The following is an 18,970-nucleotide window of genomic DNA, read 5'->3' as shown; positions in this document are numbered from 1 at the left end:
GCGCCTGGGGTCGTTCACGATCGCCGGCGTCAGTTCCCCCACCATCGAGGAGACCTACGTTATCCCACAGTTCGGTGACTGGCCGTTCGCGTTCACACGGATAGACGACGTCTATGTGTGGACACAAGGCGGCTACCAGTCGGTCGCGAGCCCGACGACTATCCGTTGTTCCGGGCCGTCCGGGAACAGGACATCGACGCCTGGGAGGCATTCTTTGAGTCCTTCGACCTTCCCACCGCATTGGAGCGACAGCCTCGAGACGAACTGGACGGACCGCTGCAGATCATCCTCGAACCACACCCCTCACTCGACATCCAACACGTCGGGGGGATCCGGTGATCCCGAGAACCGAAACGATCGAGTACATGCGCGAAAACTACGCCCAGTTCCAGTCGGCGCTGGCGATGATCAACCGGATGTACGACGGTCTCAAGCTCTAGAAAGGTCAGATTAGAAGTCAAAAGGGAGTTCCCCATTATCATTGGGTCGAAAGAGAAGATCGAATACAGGATGCTTGTAGAGAATCTCGCGGCACTCACGGCACCGTGTGAATAGGGATTTGTCAGCATCCCAAAAATCAGAACGCATTACGACAGCGGAATCACGTGATCCGTAATGTCCGCCAGATACTGAAAAATGGTTGAACTCAAGCCCTCCACACTCCGGACAGGAATCATTCATATTTTCCCAGTCATCCCGCTTGACGCCGGAAATTGTCTGTTCGTTCTTATCTTGATCGATAACTCGTATCGAGAGTCTCATTGAAACTCGCCTCCGCCCATGGCGAGGCAAAATAAAATGACCGTGTCAGTCGACCGTGGCTAGCATAAGGACGTCTGGAGCTGAGTGCCCCTCATGTTGAGAACGATCACGGTCTCGCGAAGGAATTCAACGGCGACCTGATCGGCAGAGTATTCGAGTTACTCAATTATTTGTTATGTCATAGAACACCGTACACCGAGAACGACAATCAACCCAACGCAATCTGCCGACTGAAGAATACTGGTGCAGCGGGCAGACCCATTCATACTCATTCACCGATTTGGAGATATAATTCGAGCAATCACAATCAGGATCACATACTCCTCAATACGAGGAGTGACTGTTACGACTTTCGCGCGGTCGTCGTAATCAATAATATCGTATTTGGCGAGTTTGGGCAGGTGGTTCTGAATCAACCCATTATATACTGATTCATAATCTTCGGTAGTGACTTCTCGTGGTGAAATCCCATTTTCGACGCCTCCAATCACCCTAGCCAGATGTCGGACTTCGATACCCTGTTCGTACCCGAATAGGAATAAGTAATTTAATAGAAGGACTCGCCGTTTATTTCCGAGTATTCCAAGGACATTCGCAACGCTACTGGGGTAATGAACATTAGACGTCATACAAGATCTCCTCGAATTCCATTCGGCGGTACATACCGCTTCTGATCATCGGATTTTTGCAGGTTGTCGGTTTGAATGTACATGCTGTCTGTCTCAGGCAGCGCGGGTGCGGTGTCTCCAGCACCGCCCTCGTTTCTGAAGGACCGCGCTTCATACCATCAACACTCTCCCAGACTCTTAATTCTAACGTAGTAATTTACTCTGTTAGATGAATGCGGAAGGATACGACTATACGAACTGACGCGTATTCGCCACATATGACTAATGAGGAATACACTCCGAGTGAAAACGAGGAAGAAATCCTGAATGTTTTGAAGGAAGGGCGGGGTTCATCTCAACCCTGGGGACGAGCGAATCCATTATTCCTACGGGAACAGACCGGTCTAAACAAACAGCAGGTGAATTATGCACTTAGGCAACTCATCGCTGCTGGATGGGTAACTAAGGTCACGGAGGGGCTTTATGAATTCGTTGACGATCCCCGAAATGGTAACGCCTGAATTATTGATCTCAGATCTTTCCTTCGACCCAAGAAGACGTGATTTTATTTTTCTGTGATTCTGCGGCATCATCGAGGATACGGCTACACATAGATAGGACTTGTCGGATATTGCCCTGTGATGTTTGGAGAATCAAATCCAAAGCCTCCTCAGAGAATGGGTCTATCCCCTCATTTTCAGCAGAAGACATCCTCTCTTGATCTAAATAATCACGCACCAACTCATAGAGGTTCTCACTTGTGAGGGGTTTCAGAGCAACTTCTTCCCCAATTCGCTCACTGAATGCGTGGTACTCACTCATCACGTCTTGCCAGACCTCGGGAGCACAACCAAACAGCATGCATAGTCCCGAACTGTTCTGATCCATCAGGTGCCGAATGCTGTTGAGTGTTGCCTGTTCGTCTTTGGGTGAGAGTCGTGCGATGCTCTCAAACTCGTCGACGAAGACGAAAATACCGGTATAGCCGAGTTCGAGGAGCATATTTTTGAGTGCGGTGAAGGCCCGAACACCCATCGTGTCGTCGTCGAGTGCGCTGTGAATTTCCATCTCCTTGCGCTGCTCGTATCGAATCCCCTCTGCGGTGAGCCACTGCCACGCGTAGAGATTCGTATCTTCGTACACCATGTGGATGATGGCACGCGCAAAGTCGGCGAACTTCGTCACATCGCTGAGGCGGCGAATCGCCTCGGGGACAATTTCCGAGAGAAGTACGTCGCCATCGTCTATCAGCGACTCCATCGCACTGGCGCCGATCGGGTTCGTGTCGGTGGCATTTCTCGCCACCGATGCAAGGAACTCGTACGCGAGCTCTTGGAGTCGGTTGAAGCCCAGATCGTAGACGAATTCGTGGTAGATGTCGAGGAATCCTTCCCCAGGCTGAGCAACGTATCCTACGACGACATCATCGCGATCGCGGAGGAGTGAACGGGTATACTTGAGCGTGTGTGACTTTCCGTTGCCATACTTCCCCGTGACTACCAAGTGCTTGGACTTGCCGGTAGAGAGCATCGACGAGACAGTTGAGCTGATCTTGCCCGAGACGTGCTGTTGGCCACAGTATATCTCGGGATCTTCAGCGGGTACCGGACTGTACGGGAATGGATTCGCGTCCAAGTCGTACTGTGAGTAGTCTTGCTGCTCGTCGGTGATCGTGAATGCGTCGGACATTATGTAGCCTCCTGTGTGTATTCGATGTTGCGGTCGTGCACCGCGAGGTAGTAGTATTTCTTACCGAACTGTTCGACACCGGCCATGACCTGCTGAGTGGACTGAGAAGTGCTGACTAAACCGTCCTCTTCGGAGAGCGCAATACGCTTGATACCGAGTGCGGCATCCTTTGCAGCCGTATCCATCGGTGCGCCCGACAGCTCAAGTTTACCGACGTTCTGCCGGCAGAGCCCAAGCAGCGCATTGTTGAAATCATCACGAGTGCAGCCGAGTCGTTCACAGGTCTCCTCACGAAGACGTGGAATCGACAGGTAGCGCTGGCGCAGGTCGACGCCCGCTCTTTCTTCGAGGTCGTCGTACACGCCCAAGAGCAGGTAGTGGAAGTTGGCGGGTATCGCCGCCTGATCTGTCAAGTAGTAGTCTCCCGTGAACGCATTTCGTTGAACCCGACCCAACCGCTCAGCCCAGTCACCGAGCACCTCCACACTCGTTTGGTTATACGAATATGGGCTGAATTCTTGAGCCTCTTCCAACTGGGTCAGGAGTGTGTCTAAACCAGCGTTTTCGACGTCTTTGAGAACCTCGATGAAGGTCCCGTAGTGTGGACTACGTGTCTCCAGGATTGTGCTTACTTGACTCCAGTCCTCGTCGCGAATTGCACTGAGGAACGACAAACCGACCTCAGTCGTCGTGTAGACTGGCTCCTCGTCAGAGTCATCTTCGTTGAGCAAGGAGATGCGTTTTGCTTCGAGAATCGTTTCACGCGCACGCCGGTGACTCACGTCCAATTCGTCTTCGAGCTCCTCAGTTGACTTGCTAACTGCTTCGGAGGCATGAGTCAGTTCAGCCATCCGACTGAGAGTGACTGGCCTTACAGTTGGCCTCGCGTCGCTCATGTGAGCCTCCGCACCTGTTGCTTTGCGGTTTCGTATGCACGCTTAGTGACCTCGTTTCCACTGAAACGCAAGTCGAGATACTCTTCGATGTCTCGACCAGATTCGGCGACATAGCGGAAGCGACGTAGTTCAGTCGCGAGTGCCCAGAGATTATGCTGGGTCAGGGCAGTTCGGTCTTCGCGAATCTCGTCGAGTTCCCTTTGTCCACACACTGGACAGGGACAGGGAAGCCTGTCTAGTTCCTCGATATTCCGTAGCTCTTCCCCGCCGAAGCCCGGAATCAGATAGTTCCGGTTGCCTGCGCTACGAATGAAGGCCGAAGAGTCGAAACTGTCGACCCCCAAGTAGAGCAGAAGTGGTTGATAGACGAGGCCCCCGAGGCCGTACACATGCAGGTGCTTATCTGTCGCGTTTCGTGCAGACAGTATCAATTTTGTTACTTTTTTATAATCGGTTCGTATCGGGACCATACTTCCGAGGGCATACCCATCGAATTCGCCGTTCTTCTCCAGGTATTGTATGTTATTCCGAATCGTCTCTGAATCGTAACCATGTACACTCGCGAAGAGAAGTCCATCTCCATCGTGGTGGTCGCTCGCTTTGAGTGCGTACTCGATGCTTTGGTCGATTCGTCGTTGATTTTCTGCTGCCCGGTTGTCCCTTGAGAGAGGAATGTCGACTGTACCGAGGATGTCCGCGTCCAATTGACTCTGGGTGTCAAGTGTTTTTGCTGGGGTAGTGTCCACTTCTTCGTTGGCGAAATCGAACCCACCACTGTCCGCGAAAACGATGGTGTCCTCGGGGACGTCCATTTCCTCCCGTAACGTTACACCATTCGATATTCTCTGCCACATTGGGTCTCGGTTGCGGATGGATCTCGCGTTGATCATCGCTGCCGAGAAGTCTGGGATCGTGCCGACGTACGTCGGTGTATTGTCACTCGATCGCTTCCCGATGTTTCTGACGGGAAAGAGAACAGGGGTATCTAGTTCCCCTCGGGGAAGGTCGAGTTCCTGGCGTCGATACAACATGCCTCCCGCTCGGATAGGCTGTCCTCTTATTTAGTGAATGGGGCGATATGCTCCATTCATACATCTGAAACTTATCCTCGGAGCAGGAGAACAATTCTTAGGAGCGAAAGAACACGTATGATTCCATCTGGTAGTGGAGGATCACTCAGACTCGAATTCTGCTTGTGGTGGTACTTCCTCTACTCGCCGACATAGTTCTTCGATAGTTTTCGGGCGAAGGGTATCGACGCTGTCGATGTATCGAGCGAAGTTCTTCATATAGTGTCCCTTGAGTCCAACAACGATCGTGCCATGTTCTTTTGCATCCTCTGTCCGGGCGGGGATGGACTCGATATTGTCAAACTGGTCTTCGACAAGTTCGCGGTTGAATACCACACCAATCCGGTCGGAACGCACTTCCTGAACCATCTCGTCGATGTCGATGCTGGTGTAGTAGTCCTTCCCGAGGGTAAAGAAGACGACATCGTAGTCGGCCTCTTGCAGGAGGCGTCGTAGGTCTTTTTGGATGTCAAGTTTCGCAGATCGCTCTCTTATGTCGCTAACGTTCATTGAACTGAACGTTACCTCATAGGGTGGGAGATACTCGTCTTCTGCGACAAGGCCAAATCCTGCGCTCACGAAGTAGCGATCGACGTCGTGGCCTTGTCGCATGAGCCATCTAACTGCATTCTTGACGTGGTTTTGCTGGCGTCCAGTGTACAGGTCGCGTGCCGCGATACCAGGCACATTATCACGAGCGAGGAGGTCTTCGCGAGAGAACTGAAGAGTTTCTTCTTCACCGAAAATGGGTGCGTCGTCTGGTATCTCCTTCGACCCTGAACACTGGTCGATGACAAGGATGTCCAATCCGTTCTCGGTATCGATCTCAGGTGGATGAGGCACAAAGTCGTCACTGGCGGCATAGTTCTGCCCGCAGACCTCGAGTATTTCATCTCGCAAGTTTCGGGGATTGCTATTGGTGTGAACCTCGCAACCATGTTCACGAGCAGCCTCTACGGCTTCTTCGTCCAACTCGTCGTCCAGTGTGTGCACGAAGAGGTGTTGATACCGCGCTGCTTGTTCGCCGACGTTTGCTGCCAGACGGTCTGGGGCGAACGAGACGAGCGACGGAGTTTCTTCCCACCACTCACTCACGCCGTTCGCATCTAGTACACCAATCTCTGCGACCGGAAGGTCGTGTGTCTGGGTCCAGAACGAGGAGTGTTTGTCGCGCAGATAATCTTCAACAGTTTCGTAGCCACTGAGGGCCGCATCACCCTGGGTCGCGACGAGGATCTTCGGAAGGTCTTCTTCGAATTCATCGTAGAAGCGTCGTGTGTTGTGGAACCCGCGTCTCCGATTTCGATCGTTCCCACGGAAGATGCAAACCTCGATACCGTACTCTATACAGATTGGACAGTCACATTTCTCCCACGGACGACTTCGAAGGGTGTCTTGATACTCTTGGAGCAGGTTGTCGTCACCGATCCAAGTAGCGTAATCCCGGACAATCGCCCAGACTCGATCATAGTCACTGACAACGTACGGCTCGTTCAAAACGGTCTTCGCGTGTGGGAACGCCTCAAATACGTCTACCGCCGTGCTCAGCAGTTCGTCGTACTCCTCGAACGGTACTGGAGTAGTCGAGGTATCTTCCCGCAAGAGTTTGACTAGCTTACTACGGAGATTATCACTGAAGCTCGCCTGAAGCTCGCGTCCATACTCGAAATCCTCCCGGAACGTTCTTTCTATGTCCTGTAGGAGCGACTCATCATACTGATCATCGTGGCGGTGTTCTAGCAGATATTCTCTCGTCGCTGGAAGCACCTTCTCAGCCCGCTCGTGCCAACTCTCGAGAGCATTACGAATCGAATCTCCCGTATCGTATGCTCGGAGTGCCACCAGTGTTTCACGACCGCGTAGAGACTCTTCAACAGCTTCGTCGAGATCGGCCCGACTCGATGGATAGCGGACTCGAATAGCATCGTAGCGTTCGCCGTTATCAAGACGGAAATTCTGTCCACCTGTCCACGCCGAACGAAGCATACTTGCGCTGTCAAAACTGGTCATCCCCGACCGACCGATCGTCTCGAACGCCTCAGTCTTCGCGAAGCCGAAGACGTGGGAGTCGATACGAGTGTTGTTTTCCCGTTCGAACTGCTTGATCGTCTTCCCGACGCTCTTGACGATTCCACGAACGTCGTGAACTGGGCTACCTGCGACTCCCCCGATCCCGAGGTAGTCATAACCCATACCAAGCACTTCCTCGGCGGCCTTACTGTATGAGTCAGGGTTCCATCCCTGTATGGCGACCATCAGTCGGAACGGGTAGTCACGACGCTGGTAGAGGTTATACATCTCTCGGGCGTTCCGCAGCGTCAGGTCGTAGCGGAACTCGGCGTCGTGTTCGCGGTAGACCGCACGTGAATCCTGTGCAAGACGGGGCAGAACGGCATCGATGTCTCCACGAAAATCCTCGGCGACGAACGGTTCAACTTCTGTGTCGAGATCAGTACGAATCGTCGGCTCGTACTCGTCGACATATGAGGGCCATTCTTCTGGCCAGTCATCGATCATAACGTCAACGACATCCGAGACGGCCTCGGGGATGTCGCCTTTGTCGAGTTCCCCGTCAAACGCTCGTTCGTCGAGATAGAGCCGTCCCTTGTCCTTGCCCGACCCGAGGACAAGGTGGTCGATAGTGACGCCAACTGTGACGTCCAGCGTCTCGTAGAAGTCGAGCATATCTTGGTTCCCGTACGGCGGGAAGGGTAGCGACTTGTAGCCCCAAGCGCCGCAGTCACTGATCGTCGGCAACCAATTCGGGATGGAAAGTACGGGGTCATCGTAGACACCATACTGGGCGAGTCGGTCGGCTTTGCGGTTTGTTTCTTCAACCTGTTCGCGGGAAATGAGAACCCCGTCTACGGGTGTGGTTTCGGGCTCGAAAATATCCCAGATATAATCTAAATCGCGCTCTTGACGGTTCAGGGTAGAGAGTTCGTCGTGTTCGAAATCGTAGTGGGAGTCGACTGCGTCATCCCACTCAGGTACGTAGAACCGCACGTTAGATAGTCACCAGTAGTAGCGATGGGAGGGCCATCCTATAAATCCGTTTGAAGTATCTCACTCTGGAACTGGCCCCCGCTAATCGAAGTCAAACAGTGTAGGGCCGGTGTGGATCTGTATCGAATTCCACTGGTCAGGACACTCTGATTCGACTTGCTCAAAAACACTGTCGCCAATAGCGGTCAATACGTAACTGCTCGACCGAATCTTCGCGAGGTCTAGGTGGACTAACCACTTGTAGTGTACTTTTGCACGCGGCACCCATGAGCTATCACTATTGACATCGGGGTAAAGATGGCCGATTCGCTCACCGAATCTCTGTGCCGCTCGTGAGTCTTGAGTTGTCGGAACGGTTTCGGCTGAGAGTTGGTGAAGAACTGCCAGCATTGGCAAACGGTGCTCATAAAAAATAACCATCCAGAGAAGGAGCTGCTCGGTACACGAAAGCGAATCTTTCACTCCGATACCTAACTTTGCTCCTGAATGACTCTGTTGCAACGCGGGTTCATACACTTCGGTCAGCCATTGCCCTCTTTCAGTTAATTCGCCCTCATCCAAAAGGTCAAGCAGTTCCAAGAGTCGAGTCACGTGCTGAACTTTTCTTGACCCCACGACACCTCCGTTGAAAGATGATGTCCGCAGATCGACATTCTGCTCACGCCGTCGCAACTCAAGCAACTCGCAAGCTAGCGGAAGGTCGTCCCAATCCGGCTGTACCGTCTCTAGGTTCCTGACTGGCGACGTTTCCACGGCTATTGGTTCTAATTTGCCAACTGCAATATAATTTCCTCCTGTGATCAGAGACATAGTAAGTATAGTAATGATAATACTTAATGAATTCTGGGAGAACCCCCTTGGTGTGCATCTTGAACAAGAATTGGTCTCCGATCTTACTGAGTCTAGTGAGAGAACACTATTCGTAGGAAAGGACAACCCGATCCGAATCACCACCGGGCATCGCCTCCTCCAGCACGATGGGAACGTAGCCGTCCGCACGGACACAACTATGAAATCTCGGTTGAGGTAACCGGATCTCTCACTCAAGATGGCTGGGTCGTATACAAAGGAGATGTTACTTCAGTAATAGATAACTGGGACCACCATTTCTTCCTCGAGAAAGACGACCCGCTCATCGACGCCTTCGAGCAGAGTGGCGACGGTGATCCACTCGTCCTTCTCGAACGCCTACCGACCGCGGAGGTGATGGGGCTCGTCTTGGAACGAAAACTCATCGAGACACTCCCAGAGTCAGTCTCAGACGTCTCAGTGACGGTGCGGGAGACATCGGAGCTCTGTACAGGGGCAACGCACTGATGCCAGTCAGCTCGACATCTGATGAGCAGCCAGCGGACGACATCGATGGCGCAGCGCTGGCGGTCAACGAATTCTTCTACTCGCTCCAGGGCAAGGGCAAACTCATCTGGACACCGTCGGTGTCCGTCCGCACGAGTGCCTGTGACCTCTGGTGTCGTTCTATGATTTCTACCACACCTCCTGGGAACCGACCCACGCCACCATGAGCGTCGACGACATCGTCAAGGAGGTTCAGTCACCCGATGACGCCGACCACGTCGTCCTCACTGGTGGTGACAACTCAAGTTCGTTGTCACTGGCCCCGCCGACCTGTCCGAGATTGAATCCCTCCTCGCCGACGTCCGCTCGACAGCGGCGAGTCGCATCCCGGACTCCGACGTGCTGTTGATGCCAGAGGGAACGACTCGGGACGAACTCGACGCTTGCCGGAACGAGGTCGCCGACCTCGCGGTGGAGTACGGCTACCGATACACGCCCCGCTTGCACGTCGACTGGTGGAACGACGCTCCCGAAACGTAATATAACGAGTACGAACTCCCAATTTGCGACTGATGAGGTGGGATCAGACATCGACTACGAGAAGGCCCAGCGCGGTGTTCGCCTCCTGTTAGAGGCTGTCGGCGAGGACCTGGACAGTGACGCGCTCGCGGAGACTTGGCAGCGTCGCGTTCCGGACACGTTCGCGACACTCACCGAAGGCCAACGGGAGGTCGCGAAGCCGACGATGCGGATCTTTGATGCCGAGACAACCGACCTCATCGTGGAAACCGGAATTCCCGCCTACTCGCTGTGTGAACACCACTTGCTACCGTTCTTAGGAACAGTCCATATCACGTTTCGGCCGACAGACGAGGTGGTAGGGCTCTCGAAGCTGACTCGGTACGTCCGCTGGCAGTCACACCAACTCACAATGCAGGAACAGCTGACGAACGACATCCCGTCGAGGCTCAAAGAAGAGCTCGACGCAGCCACTGTTTTCGTCGAAGTGAACGCAAGGCATCCCTGTGAGACGATGCACGGCGTCGAAACAGAAAGTACGACCACCACTAGGGCGACAGCCGGTGAACCGACCGCGGCCGAACGTGAGCGGTTCCAGGCAGCGGTCAAGGGTACGGAGGGGCAGCCATGAGCGAACAGCGAGCAGTTATCCTGGCTTCTGGAGGGGTGGATAGTGCGACGGCCGCCGCTGTCGCGTAGGATGCCGGTTACGAGTTGTCCATGCTGCACATGTCCTACGGCCAGCAGACCGAGAGTAAAGAGTACGACTGTGAAAAGGCTTAGGCCGAGGCCTTCGACGCCGCCAATTTTCTCCGCTTGACAACGGATCACCTCTCAAAGATCGGTGCGTCGAGCCTCACCGACGACGAAATGGACGTCGAGAAGGCGGACCTCGAAAGTGACGAGCTTTCATCAAGCTACGTGCCGTTCCGGAACCGACCATCGATGGCAACCTCATATGTGGAAGCCAACGACTGTGCAACTGTGTTCAGCGGTGCGCACAGCGAGGACTTCTCAGGGTATCCAGACTGCCGGCTGGAATTCTTCGAGGCGTTCCAGCAGGTCGTCGACGTCGGCACGAAACCAGAGACGGAGATCAGCGTCGAAGCGCCGTTCGTCGAGTTGACGAAGACAGACATTGCCGAGCGCGGTCTGGAACTCGACCTCCCCTATGAGCACACTCGGCGCTGCTACCGGGAGGAAGCACCAGCGTGTGGCCCGTATGACGCGTATGCGTTCCGCCTCTAGGCGTTCCAGAATCTCGGCGACCGCGATCCGATTGAATACGCCGAGCGCCGGACTATACTGAATCATAGACGCCAGCGAGCCGATTCGCCCACGCTTAAGCGGGTTCTGGCGCTAATTCTTCTCGACGTGGGGGGTGCTCACGAAGAGTAGGCCCGGTGCTGAAGGCACCGAACCCAAGGTGCCTGATGCAGAAAGCAATCTGATAATCATCCAACATTTCTAGGCAATGAATATCTATAGGGGTTTCACCTCTTGGTCTAATCGGACGCGAAGCGCCGCGTAGTAGGGTGCACGGCGGGAAAAATGCCCGTCGCCCCACCTGGGATGCTTGGGAGTTGCCAGTTCCATCAGTTGTACTACTCCCTTCACTGAAGTGGCGGACATTGATTATCGTAGCCGAATGAGATTGACTCATGACCAGAATCATACAATCGACCCGACTTAGTCGGGTTCAGCACATCATCGGTAGCGGGACCGGGGTAATCGACTTCGCAGTAGATGGAGAGGACGACTACTACACGTGGGACGGCAATGAGGACGCTGAGTGGGAGATTGAGGATGTAGCTTCCGTTCAGAATATCGATGAAGATCGGTTCATCATGTATCCAGAAGGGGAGTTTTTCGTTTGCGAAATCGAATCACAGGGCGAGGAGCAGAACACCGGACCAGTTCACTGTTGGTGCGAGTAGGAACTAGGCCCTCGCCTGTAATAATAGCGAGTGATATTGGTTGTACGCTACAATAGATCTCGACACAAACAGACCCTATATGTAGAAATGTTTGGCCGGCATGGCACCGATCCGGCGTCTGCATTCCTTATATTGCTCCGCAAGAATCACCCTCTCTCAGACACCACATTTCTTGTCGATCGGTTCAATAATCAGGCACCCCTTCCACGAATATAATTAAATGGTTAGGTCTGCTAAACTGATCTAAGTCCCATTGGGGAAGAGTCCACGTGAGTGATCTGGACCAGTCTATACATTACTACAACCGGCAACGACCACATCAACCGATCGAGGGGGTAACACCAACTGACGAGGTGCTAGACCGGAGAGTGACCAAAATACTATTACATTATGGTCTAGAATAACGGAGCCACATACTAATAATGGTGGAAAAAATTCATTCACAGAGGGGCGGCGGGATACATTCAATATGATTAAACTGCTTTGTGATATAATATATGGTGAGGACTGATGAGGGACCTGGATCTTGACACACCTGACCAAAGAAACTCATGGGGAACTCTAATCACATATACTACACAAAAAGAGAAAGAGGAAGTGGTCGAATACTTAAAAGAAAGAATAGACAACCTACAGCGTCGAAATATTGGGGATATAGAAGAGTTTGATCCCGCAATTGGCGTTGTAAACTGTGTTGATCTTTCTGATAGGAGTGAAATTGTTCTGTCCGAACCCAAGGCAGGAAAGCAGGTAATGGGCTGGGTCAAAACCTACAAAATAGTTCTCCTCTGTAAGACCTGGCAATGGAAACTCCTCCAAACTCGAGACGGAAGATGGACTAGTCACCTGAGCTCAATCCAACATATCTCCGACCACCCACCAATTGAGAGCTCCGCACAACATCTCCTCCAAGAAGAAAATATATCCAAAAAGCAAAGTCGACTAGTCATTCACGAATACCTCCAACAGAGGGATCTTTTCACCGAGTTCCTTGATGAAGTTGGAATTAACCCTAACCGCCTTCAATCTATTATCGACCGGAAAGGTCTTTGGAATCTAAGCGACTCGGAGAAATCACTCCTACTTCGTCCAAACGAAGAACTACTTCGCTATATAGCGGCCCAAGAGCTAAGAGACCGACAGGGAGGTCGGTTCGCCCGACAAGACTTCGTCAATCTCTTCGGCGAGATCCCCCGCAAAATCCAATCTAACAGCCAAATATTCGAGGATATTCTTGAAGAAGTGACTACTGAAGAAGGAGACATAGAGCAATTCAGTACAATTCAGGTTCTAGCAGGCATACTACGCCTCGATACCTTTGAGAATCAGTTGGAGCAATCCATACGCGATACCCTTGCAAGAGAACCGAGTGACGTCCTTAGTAAGATCGAAGAAGTAGACCGAGACCAATTCCTAGAGCGTTCAAGCTATATCGCCGAGTTTCTGGAGTCAGACCCCACAAAAAGTATCTTCTCAGCGCTACTCACTGCAGTTAATCTAGATGGGATTAGTGGTGAGGACCCGTTCTTAGATATCATAAAAAGATACCAGATGGAAGTTACGCCCAGAGATAAGGCCTTAGTGACGAGGATTTTAATCGAGAAAATTATTGGAGGAGACTACTCTTCCTTGGAAAACCACAGCGTGATAGCTGACTTCTTAGACGAAGATGGACCGAAAATCGTTCTCCTATTGGATGGTCTCCCGCTCGCGACCCGTGAAACGGGAGGATTCCTGTCTGAAAGGAAGACGGACGAGCGATGGGAAATTAAGCAGGCAATCGCTCCAATCCCATCAGTAACGGAGATGTTCCGATCTTCCCTCAGCAGCGAATTAGACTTTGAGGACTTAGGTGGATTTACTGATGGCGAAGATGGACTAGCAGGACTTGACTTAGATGCATTTCTCGGAGATGAGAAAGAGGAGGAACTCTTCAAAATGCTTCAGAATGGTGATTCAGTAATCATATACAACGCCGACATCGATCAGGGTGCACGCTACCCCACAGATATCCATCGGAAGATAGACGCTCACTTGAGAGAAAATGTCCCAGAATTTATACGAAAATACGGAGACCATGCTGACATCTTAATCACTTCAGATCACGGAATGGTCGAAACTTATGAGTCGGAAGCTATTCCACGACCTGCAGAAGCGAATCAAAGAGGAATGGGTCACTGTCGAGGAACATTTGTAGACGACGCCGATGCAGTAAGGAGGAAACTCCCAGATGATACGGTAAGTTATATTGAAGTGGGGTTACCAGACAGTGATGAGAATTGTGTGATGCTAAATCCTAACAACCCTAACGCGAAGTTTGGTACTCAAAGCTCCGACCTTTGGATTCACGGCGGAGTTTCTATAGAGGAGTCTGTTGTTCCTGTCGCAATTTGGAGGAGTGAATGAGATGTCTTTAAACAAACCTATGCCGAAAGGAGGTTATCGAGCTGTACTTGAAATCGTGAATATCCTGGGGAATGAGGGAAGCCAACCCGTTAGAGACCTAATACCAGACCTTGAACATTTTGGATACAGAATAGTTCAGGACGGTAGGGGAGAAGACCACAGTCCCGCCCTCAGCCCAGGAGGACACACCTACTCTGAGATCACTCAACTCCTGAACTTTGTAGAAGGTGAAGGTGACGACCCTCTAGATACTGAGCTAAGTTTAACAGAAGAATTAGAGAATAATCTCGGCACAGAAGCAAGTGGCAGAAAAGTCTACAATATCCTATCTACCGATAAATTAGATGATGAGACAAAAAGAGGAGCAGCCGGCGCATTAATACTCTCTCTTCTCTGCGAGGCCGATATTGACACCTCAAATGTGACGATTTCCAACGCATTCCGGACATTCCTAAGTAAGGTATGGGAACAAAAGGATGAATCCACAGGTCGTTACCAAACAAACTGGCGGAAAGACAACACGTACTTCAAAGATATCCTAACCGATCCTGAAATGTCTGAGGACTGGAACGAAGAAAAGCTTCGTCACTGCGCAACAAGAGCTATTGACCTCGGAGTTTGCCGACGCTCAGAAAGAGGCGGCCGCTCCGACCTCATATACCCTGTACTTGTTGAAGACATCTTCCAAGCGAGCGTGTTCTACATGAACCAGCACTACCGAAAAGATCTGGCCGATGCAACCCCAAATATACGACAGTTTTACAGTGATCTTAGCAAATGGTATCCGATAGCCAAGGAGTTCTTCGAACAGAATGTCCTCTATGATGGCATGCTACACCAGAATACCAAAATAACGGATAAAAGCTACCCTGTGCTTCACGACCTGCTCAACCAGAATAACAATGATTCAACCGGTTATCAAGTGAGATGGTTCGAAGGTGAGGATAGCTGGGATGAAAACGTCCGCTTCGCGGAATTCGAGTTCGGGGTGATGTGAAAATGGCTAAAAGACTGGAATCTGGAGCAGAAGAGGCACTTGAGTCGGAGCTGGGCATCGATCCACAACGATTCGATGTCGTATTCTCGCAAATCTGGGACTCAGACGAAGATCCCGATGATCGAGTCCACATCGATACAGAAGTCGAATCAGAAGTTCTCCGCCTCGTAGATGACTGGGCGGATCAAATCCACGATTCTGCAGGTAATCCCGGAGGCTCAGATGACGGCCTATTTCTTGTGATCGAAGGGGCTCAAGCAACCGGGAAGACCACGATGACCCGGTACATTCGAAATCAGTTAGACCCCACAGAAAATCCAGATCAATCGAATATCCCAATGATCATCCCGGTCTGGGATTCAACTGATCCAAATCCAACCTCCTTCAAATACAGAGGCCTCCTACAGAATGAGGGACGCAGAGTCTTTGAGGAGTTAGATGTTCCTGACATAGATGACAAAATAGAATTCCTCAACGGAATGGATGCGGAACTATCTGATGAACAGATCTCAAAGATAGGGGAGCAACACGGAGCTAACGCAGAACAAGTCAAAGGGATTCTAGGAGAAGCAGGATTTGGAGGGGGAGAATACGAACCCAAGGAAGTTGTAAGCCAACTCGCCAGCGAAGGCTATCTCTTCCTATTCATCTTCGACGAGATGGTCTCTGAGAATGACGCAGAAAAAGCCAAATCTGTACTAAAATGGTTTAAAGACCACCTCTACCCATACGTTGGCCTTGTACTCTTCTCCCATCCAGACGTCTCTAGCGCCATCAAGAGCGAAATGCAGGACCAAGCTACTAGAAGAAATATTGATAGAACTCTCAACATCGCTGGGGAAACTTACGACATCAAAGAGGATATTGTCATCAATATCCGGGGCAAGCAGCACCGGATAATAGATATCGAAAAGCTGCTCCAAGACTACTTTTCCGATGTATATATAGAGGAAGACCATCCCGAATACGGGCCCTTGGACAAGGCAAACCTCGAATGGATGAAACGGCTCTTAGCAGCAGGTGGTCTTATAGGGAACCTCATTGACGGCTTGAATACTGCAATAGAGCGATTCGCTCAGGACAGAGCAGACGGTATTGACGAGAAAGAGATCGGAGCATATCTATTCGACGAATGCAGTCGGAAGATGAGTCACGTTCAAATCAAGCAACGGTTTGAGGGTAACTCAGATTTAGATCCGGATGAAGAAACAGAGGCGGTTTGGAGGGCAAAGGAACTGATCACGCAATCTACAGACTTAGAGGAAGTAGAAGACGAGGTTCAAGATGAGTTAGAACAAGCACGTGTCCTGATTGAGGATTCCGACAGCGGAGAGATTGAACTGAACCCTTATCTGATGAATTATGAAGAGTCTGACTACTCTCGGTCGAAAGAAACTACCCCACGTACAACAGAGGAACCGGAAGATCAGTTAGTAGCCTACCGGGATACAGTACAAAGCTTCAGTGATGACAAGGCCAGTAACCGGGGAACCCTACGGAGAAATGTTGACATAGGTCTTTCAACTCTACTGGAAAGAGTGAATTCTCAGCAGGCAAATATTTCCCAGTCGTCTTCTCTCGCTCTTCCAGGCGGCAACACCCCTGAATCCGATTTCTTAGAACTAGTAGGTTCCTCAACTACAGGACGTGCTGAGAAAATCGAAATAAGCGACGGAAACCTTTCCGAATACGACTATCGATTCCTCGTCACAACCCTCTTCTCAGATGACTCACTCAATGACCCAGAAATCCGTGACGACATCCAAGAGTGGTTCGACGGAGACAATGGATTACTCATCATCACTAACAAAGATCCAGAAGAGATCTCGAAGCCGGATTGGTTTGATGACACTATCGATAAACAGCGGTGGAGAGAAAACGAATATACATGGGCAGATATAACTCAGATAATCCATGTTGGCCGACTAAGAGACTTATTAGGTCTTTACCGTCATCTCCAAGAGGAGGACTTCGAGAATGACAGCGAAGTCTTAGCAGAAATCAGAAGACTTTCTGACCAGTCACAATTCCCAGAACTCCCTGATTTGGAGGATTTAGTAACGGGGCTTTACGAGGATTCCTCAGAAGCAGTCCGTAACATCCACGATAGCATCTGCCAAAAATATAATGGACCGGCAATAGACGAGGCAAAAGCCTTCTCGGAAATCCTTGAAGAAGTCAAGGATCGAGGCTTCATTTCAGATGAAGTTCTAGATGACCTTCGGGAAGATCACGGAGTTGAAATAGAATCTCTAATCGAAAAAGGCGCTATAAAACGGTTCGAAACAGAAGATGATCGGACAGTTGTCTATTTGAAGGAAGATTTCGGTGGAGTATCAAAGGTTGGAAGAGTCAGTGACAAAAGAGACCTCTTCCCAGTGGGGCCAGAAATCTTCGATAAACTCGAAGAATTCCACGAGATGGAATCCGGCCGTGTCACGCGGGATGACGACGAAATCAGTAACAGGCTGGATAACCTGGAAAGAAAGAGCAACATAGTCGACTTCTTCCTCTATAACGACGATAAACTGGCAGACATCAAAAGCGAGATCAATGACTCCGATGTCAATATCTTCTCTAACGTCTTAGACAAGATTGCAGAAGCAAAAAAGACTGACGAGGAGGACTTTAAACTCGTAAGAGAAAAATTTGAGGCCGATCAAGACCTCTGGTCAAAAATACAAGACTTAGATGTCGATGATGACATCTCACCAATTCACCGAGAACTCTTCTACGCTAAACTCCCAAAACAACCGCCAAACTGGGCGACAGACTACTTAGACGACGACAGAGACTATCCTACTCTAATCTACGATCTCCACAAAACAATTCAGCAAATACTGGAAGAACTCGATGACGTAGATGAGGAAGTCTCTGAGGGATTCGAAGACGAAAGCAGCGACCTGGAAGAGCTACGTTCCGACTTAGAAGAATTCGCGGATATTGATTCAAGCTCGGAAGATGATGTTGAACTCAATGATTCGAACTCAGAGACTCTATCAGAACTGTCAAAAGAAGATCTCAAGGACTTCGACTTCGAGTCGTTCATCTCGGACATTGCTGAGAATGAATCCAAAAGAAGCAATCTGAGCAGTGCGACCGGACTACTAACTAGAGCGGATCGAACCCGTGACACCTTCGTAGAGACCCTAGACATCGGATCTCTGGAGGACATAGACCACGTCAAGGCTTCAGACTACACCGATGTCGGAAAGCAGATCGTCCAACGACTATTAGACGACGACGTCCTCTTCGACGACGACAGCGATGAACCAGAGATAGTTCTTCAAGACCTTCAGGACTTCTGCGAGAATACTAAGAAGCTAATCCGTGACTCATCAAAATTACAAGATTTAACAGAAGACGCCGAAGAGGAGCGGGAGAAGGTAGAATCAGTTCCCGGAGATGATATTGGGGATAAACTTGAGCACCTCCAAGAAAAGGTGGAGGACTTAGATAACGCTGAGAGGTACCTCAAACTCAACGAGGAACACTGTGAGGTCTGTAAAAGCGATTGGGAGGATCTGTCGCCTGAACGGAAAGAAGAAATTGAAGATGAGCTCGAACGGATGAAAGAGGATTATCCGGATGTCGACTTCTCCTTAGACTCTATTGAATCAGAAAAGGACGCCGCCGAAGACAAAAAAGAGGAAGCAGGCGACGTAGAAGAAGAGTTGGAAAAGATAGAGCGGAAGAAGGGTCAAATCGATCTCACCGAATACACCAGTGAGTTAGGCAATCTCCAGGAGAAGTATGCATCAGATTAAGTCTGAGGAGAGGTGGT

12 protein-coding genes and 4 pseudogenes are annotated in these 18,970 nt (G+C 50.7%); 10 read left to right on the top strand and 6 right to left on the bottom strand.

What is annotated here, in order from left to right; genetic code table 11:
- Positions 1-22 precede the first annotated feature (22 nt).
- Positions 23-440: pseudogene (locus NO931_RS04815) on the top strand (RNA polymerase subunit sigma-70); the annotation flags it as partial.
- A gap of 594 nt (positions 441-1,034) precedes the next feature.
- On the opposite strand, the gene NO931_RS20905 reads toward NO931_RS04815, so the two are convergent.
- The gene (locus tag NO931_RS20905; protein ID WP_445668780.1) at positions 1,035-1,391 is read right to left on the bottom strand and encodes a DUF7344 domain-containing protein; all 357 of its coding nucleotides are present in this window, start codon (positions 1,389-1,391) and stop codon (positions 1,035-1,037) included.
- Between the two features lie 257 nt (positions 1,392-1,648).
- On the opposite strand from NO931_RS20905, the gene NO931_RS04810 reads away from it, so the two are divergent.
- Positions 1,649-1,891 carry a helix-turn-helix domain-containing protein gene (locus NO931_RS04810; RefSeq protein WP_256391502.1) on the top strand — a complete coding sequence of 81 codons (243 nt, stop codon included), beginning with the start codon at positions 1,649-1,651 and terminating at the stop codon, positions 1,889-1,891.
- Between the two features lie 10 nt (positions 1,892-1,901).
- On the opposite strand, the gene NO931_RS04805 is transcribed toward NO931_RS04810, so the two are convergent.
- From NO931_RS04805 to NO931_RS04785, 5 genes are all read right to left on the bottom strand, one after another.
- Positions 1,902-3,059, bottom strand: a complete 1,158-nt coding sequence (locus tag NO931_RS04805; protein WP_256391501.1) for a BREX system ATP-binding domain-containing protein — start codon at positions 3,057-3,059, stop codon at positions 1,902-1,904.
- Positions 3,059-3,955, bottom strand: coding sequence for a hypothetical protein (locus tag NO931_RS04800; protein ID WP_375142032.1), 897 nt, complete (start codon positions 3,953-3,955; stop codon positions 3,059-3,061). The genes NO931_RS04805 and NO931_RS04800 overlap by 1 nt, the downstream gene beginning before the upstream one ends.
- A complete protein-coding gene (locus NO931_RS04795; RefSeq protein WP_256391499.1) occupies positions 3,952-4,986 on the bottom strand; it encodes a tRNA-guanine transglycosylase in 1,035 nt (344 codons plus the stop codon). Before NO931_RS04795 ends, NO931_RS04800 begins: the two co-directional genes overlap by 4 nt.
- A 141-nt stretch (positions 4,987-5,127) precedes the next feature.
- Entirely contained in the window at positions 5,128-8,031 is a 2,904-nt protein-coding gene (locus NO931_RS04790) for a DUF6884 domain-containing protein (protein WP_256391498.1), read from the bottom strand.
- Between the two features lie 81 nt (positions 8,032-8,112).
- Positions 8,113-8,841: a hypothetical protein gene (locus NO931_RS04785; protein ID WP_256391497.1), complete on the bottom strand. Its 729-nt coding sequence runs from the start codon at positions 8,839-8,841 to the stop codon at positions 8,113-8,115.
- Positions 8,842-8,854: 13 nt separating this feature from the next.
- On the opposite strand from NO931_RS04785, the pseudogene NO931_RS04780 reads away from it, so the two are divergent.
- The 8 genes and pseudogenes from NO931_RS04780 (at position 8,855) to NO931_RS04745 (ending at position 18,953) form a co-directional block, all read left to right on the top strand.
- Positions 8,855-9,348, top strand: a pseudogene (locus NO931_RS04780) (6-pyruvoyl trahydropterin synthase family protein).
- Positions 9,348-9,867 (top strand): annotated as a pseudogene (locus tag NO931_RS04775) (hypothetical protein). The pseudogenes NO931_RS04780 and NO931_RS04775 overlap by 1 nt, the downstream one beginning before the upstream one ends.
- Position 9,868: 1 nt before the next feature.
- Complete coding sequence (locus tag NO931_RS04770) at positions 9,869-10,477, top strand: GTP cyclohydrolase I (RefSeq protein WP_375142041.1); 609 nt, start codon at positions 9,869-9,871, stop codon at positions 10,475-10,477.
- A pseudogene (locus tag NO931_RS04765) lies at positions 10,474-11,094 on the top strand (7-cyano-7-deazaguanine synthase). The gene NO931_RS04770 and the pseudogene NO931_RS04765 overlap by 4 nt, the downstream one beginning before the upstream one ends.
- Positions 11,095-11,507: 413 nt before the next feature.
- A complete protein-coding gene (locus NO931_RS04760; protein WP_256391495.1) occupies positions 11,508-11,783 on the top strand; it encodes a hypothetical protein in 276 nt (91 codons plus the stop codon).
- A gap of 510 nt (positions 11,784-12,293) precedes the next feature.
- Positions 12,294-14,189 carry a hypothetical protein gene (locus NO931_RS04755; RefSeq protein ID WP_256391494.1) on the top strand — a complete coding sequence of 632 codons (1,896 nt, stop codon included), beginning with the start codon at positions 12,294-12,296 and terminating at the stop codon, positions 14,187-14,189.
- Between the two features lies 1 nt (position 14,190).
- Positions 14,191-15,186 (top strand): hypothetical protein, encoded by a 996-nt coding sequence (locus NO931_RS04750; protein ID WP_256391493.1) that lies wholly within the window; start codon positions 14,191-14,193, stop codon positions 15,184-15,186.
- Positions 15,187-15,188: 2 nt separating this feature from the next.
- Entirely contained in the window at positions 15,189-18,953 is a 3,765-nt protein-coding gene (locus tag NO931_RS04745; protein WP_256391492.1) for a hypothetical protein, read from the top strand.
- Positions 18,954-18,970: the final 17 nt, after the last annotated feature.

It is taken from the genome of Natronoarchaeum rubrum (genome assembly GCF_024494695.1).
The sequence above is the reverse complement of the archived record's forward strand: the minus strand, read 5'-3'. Positions and strand labels throughout refer to the sequence as shown.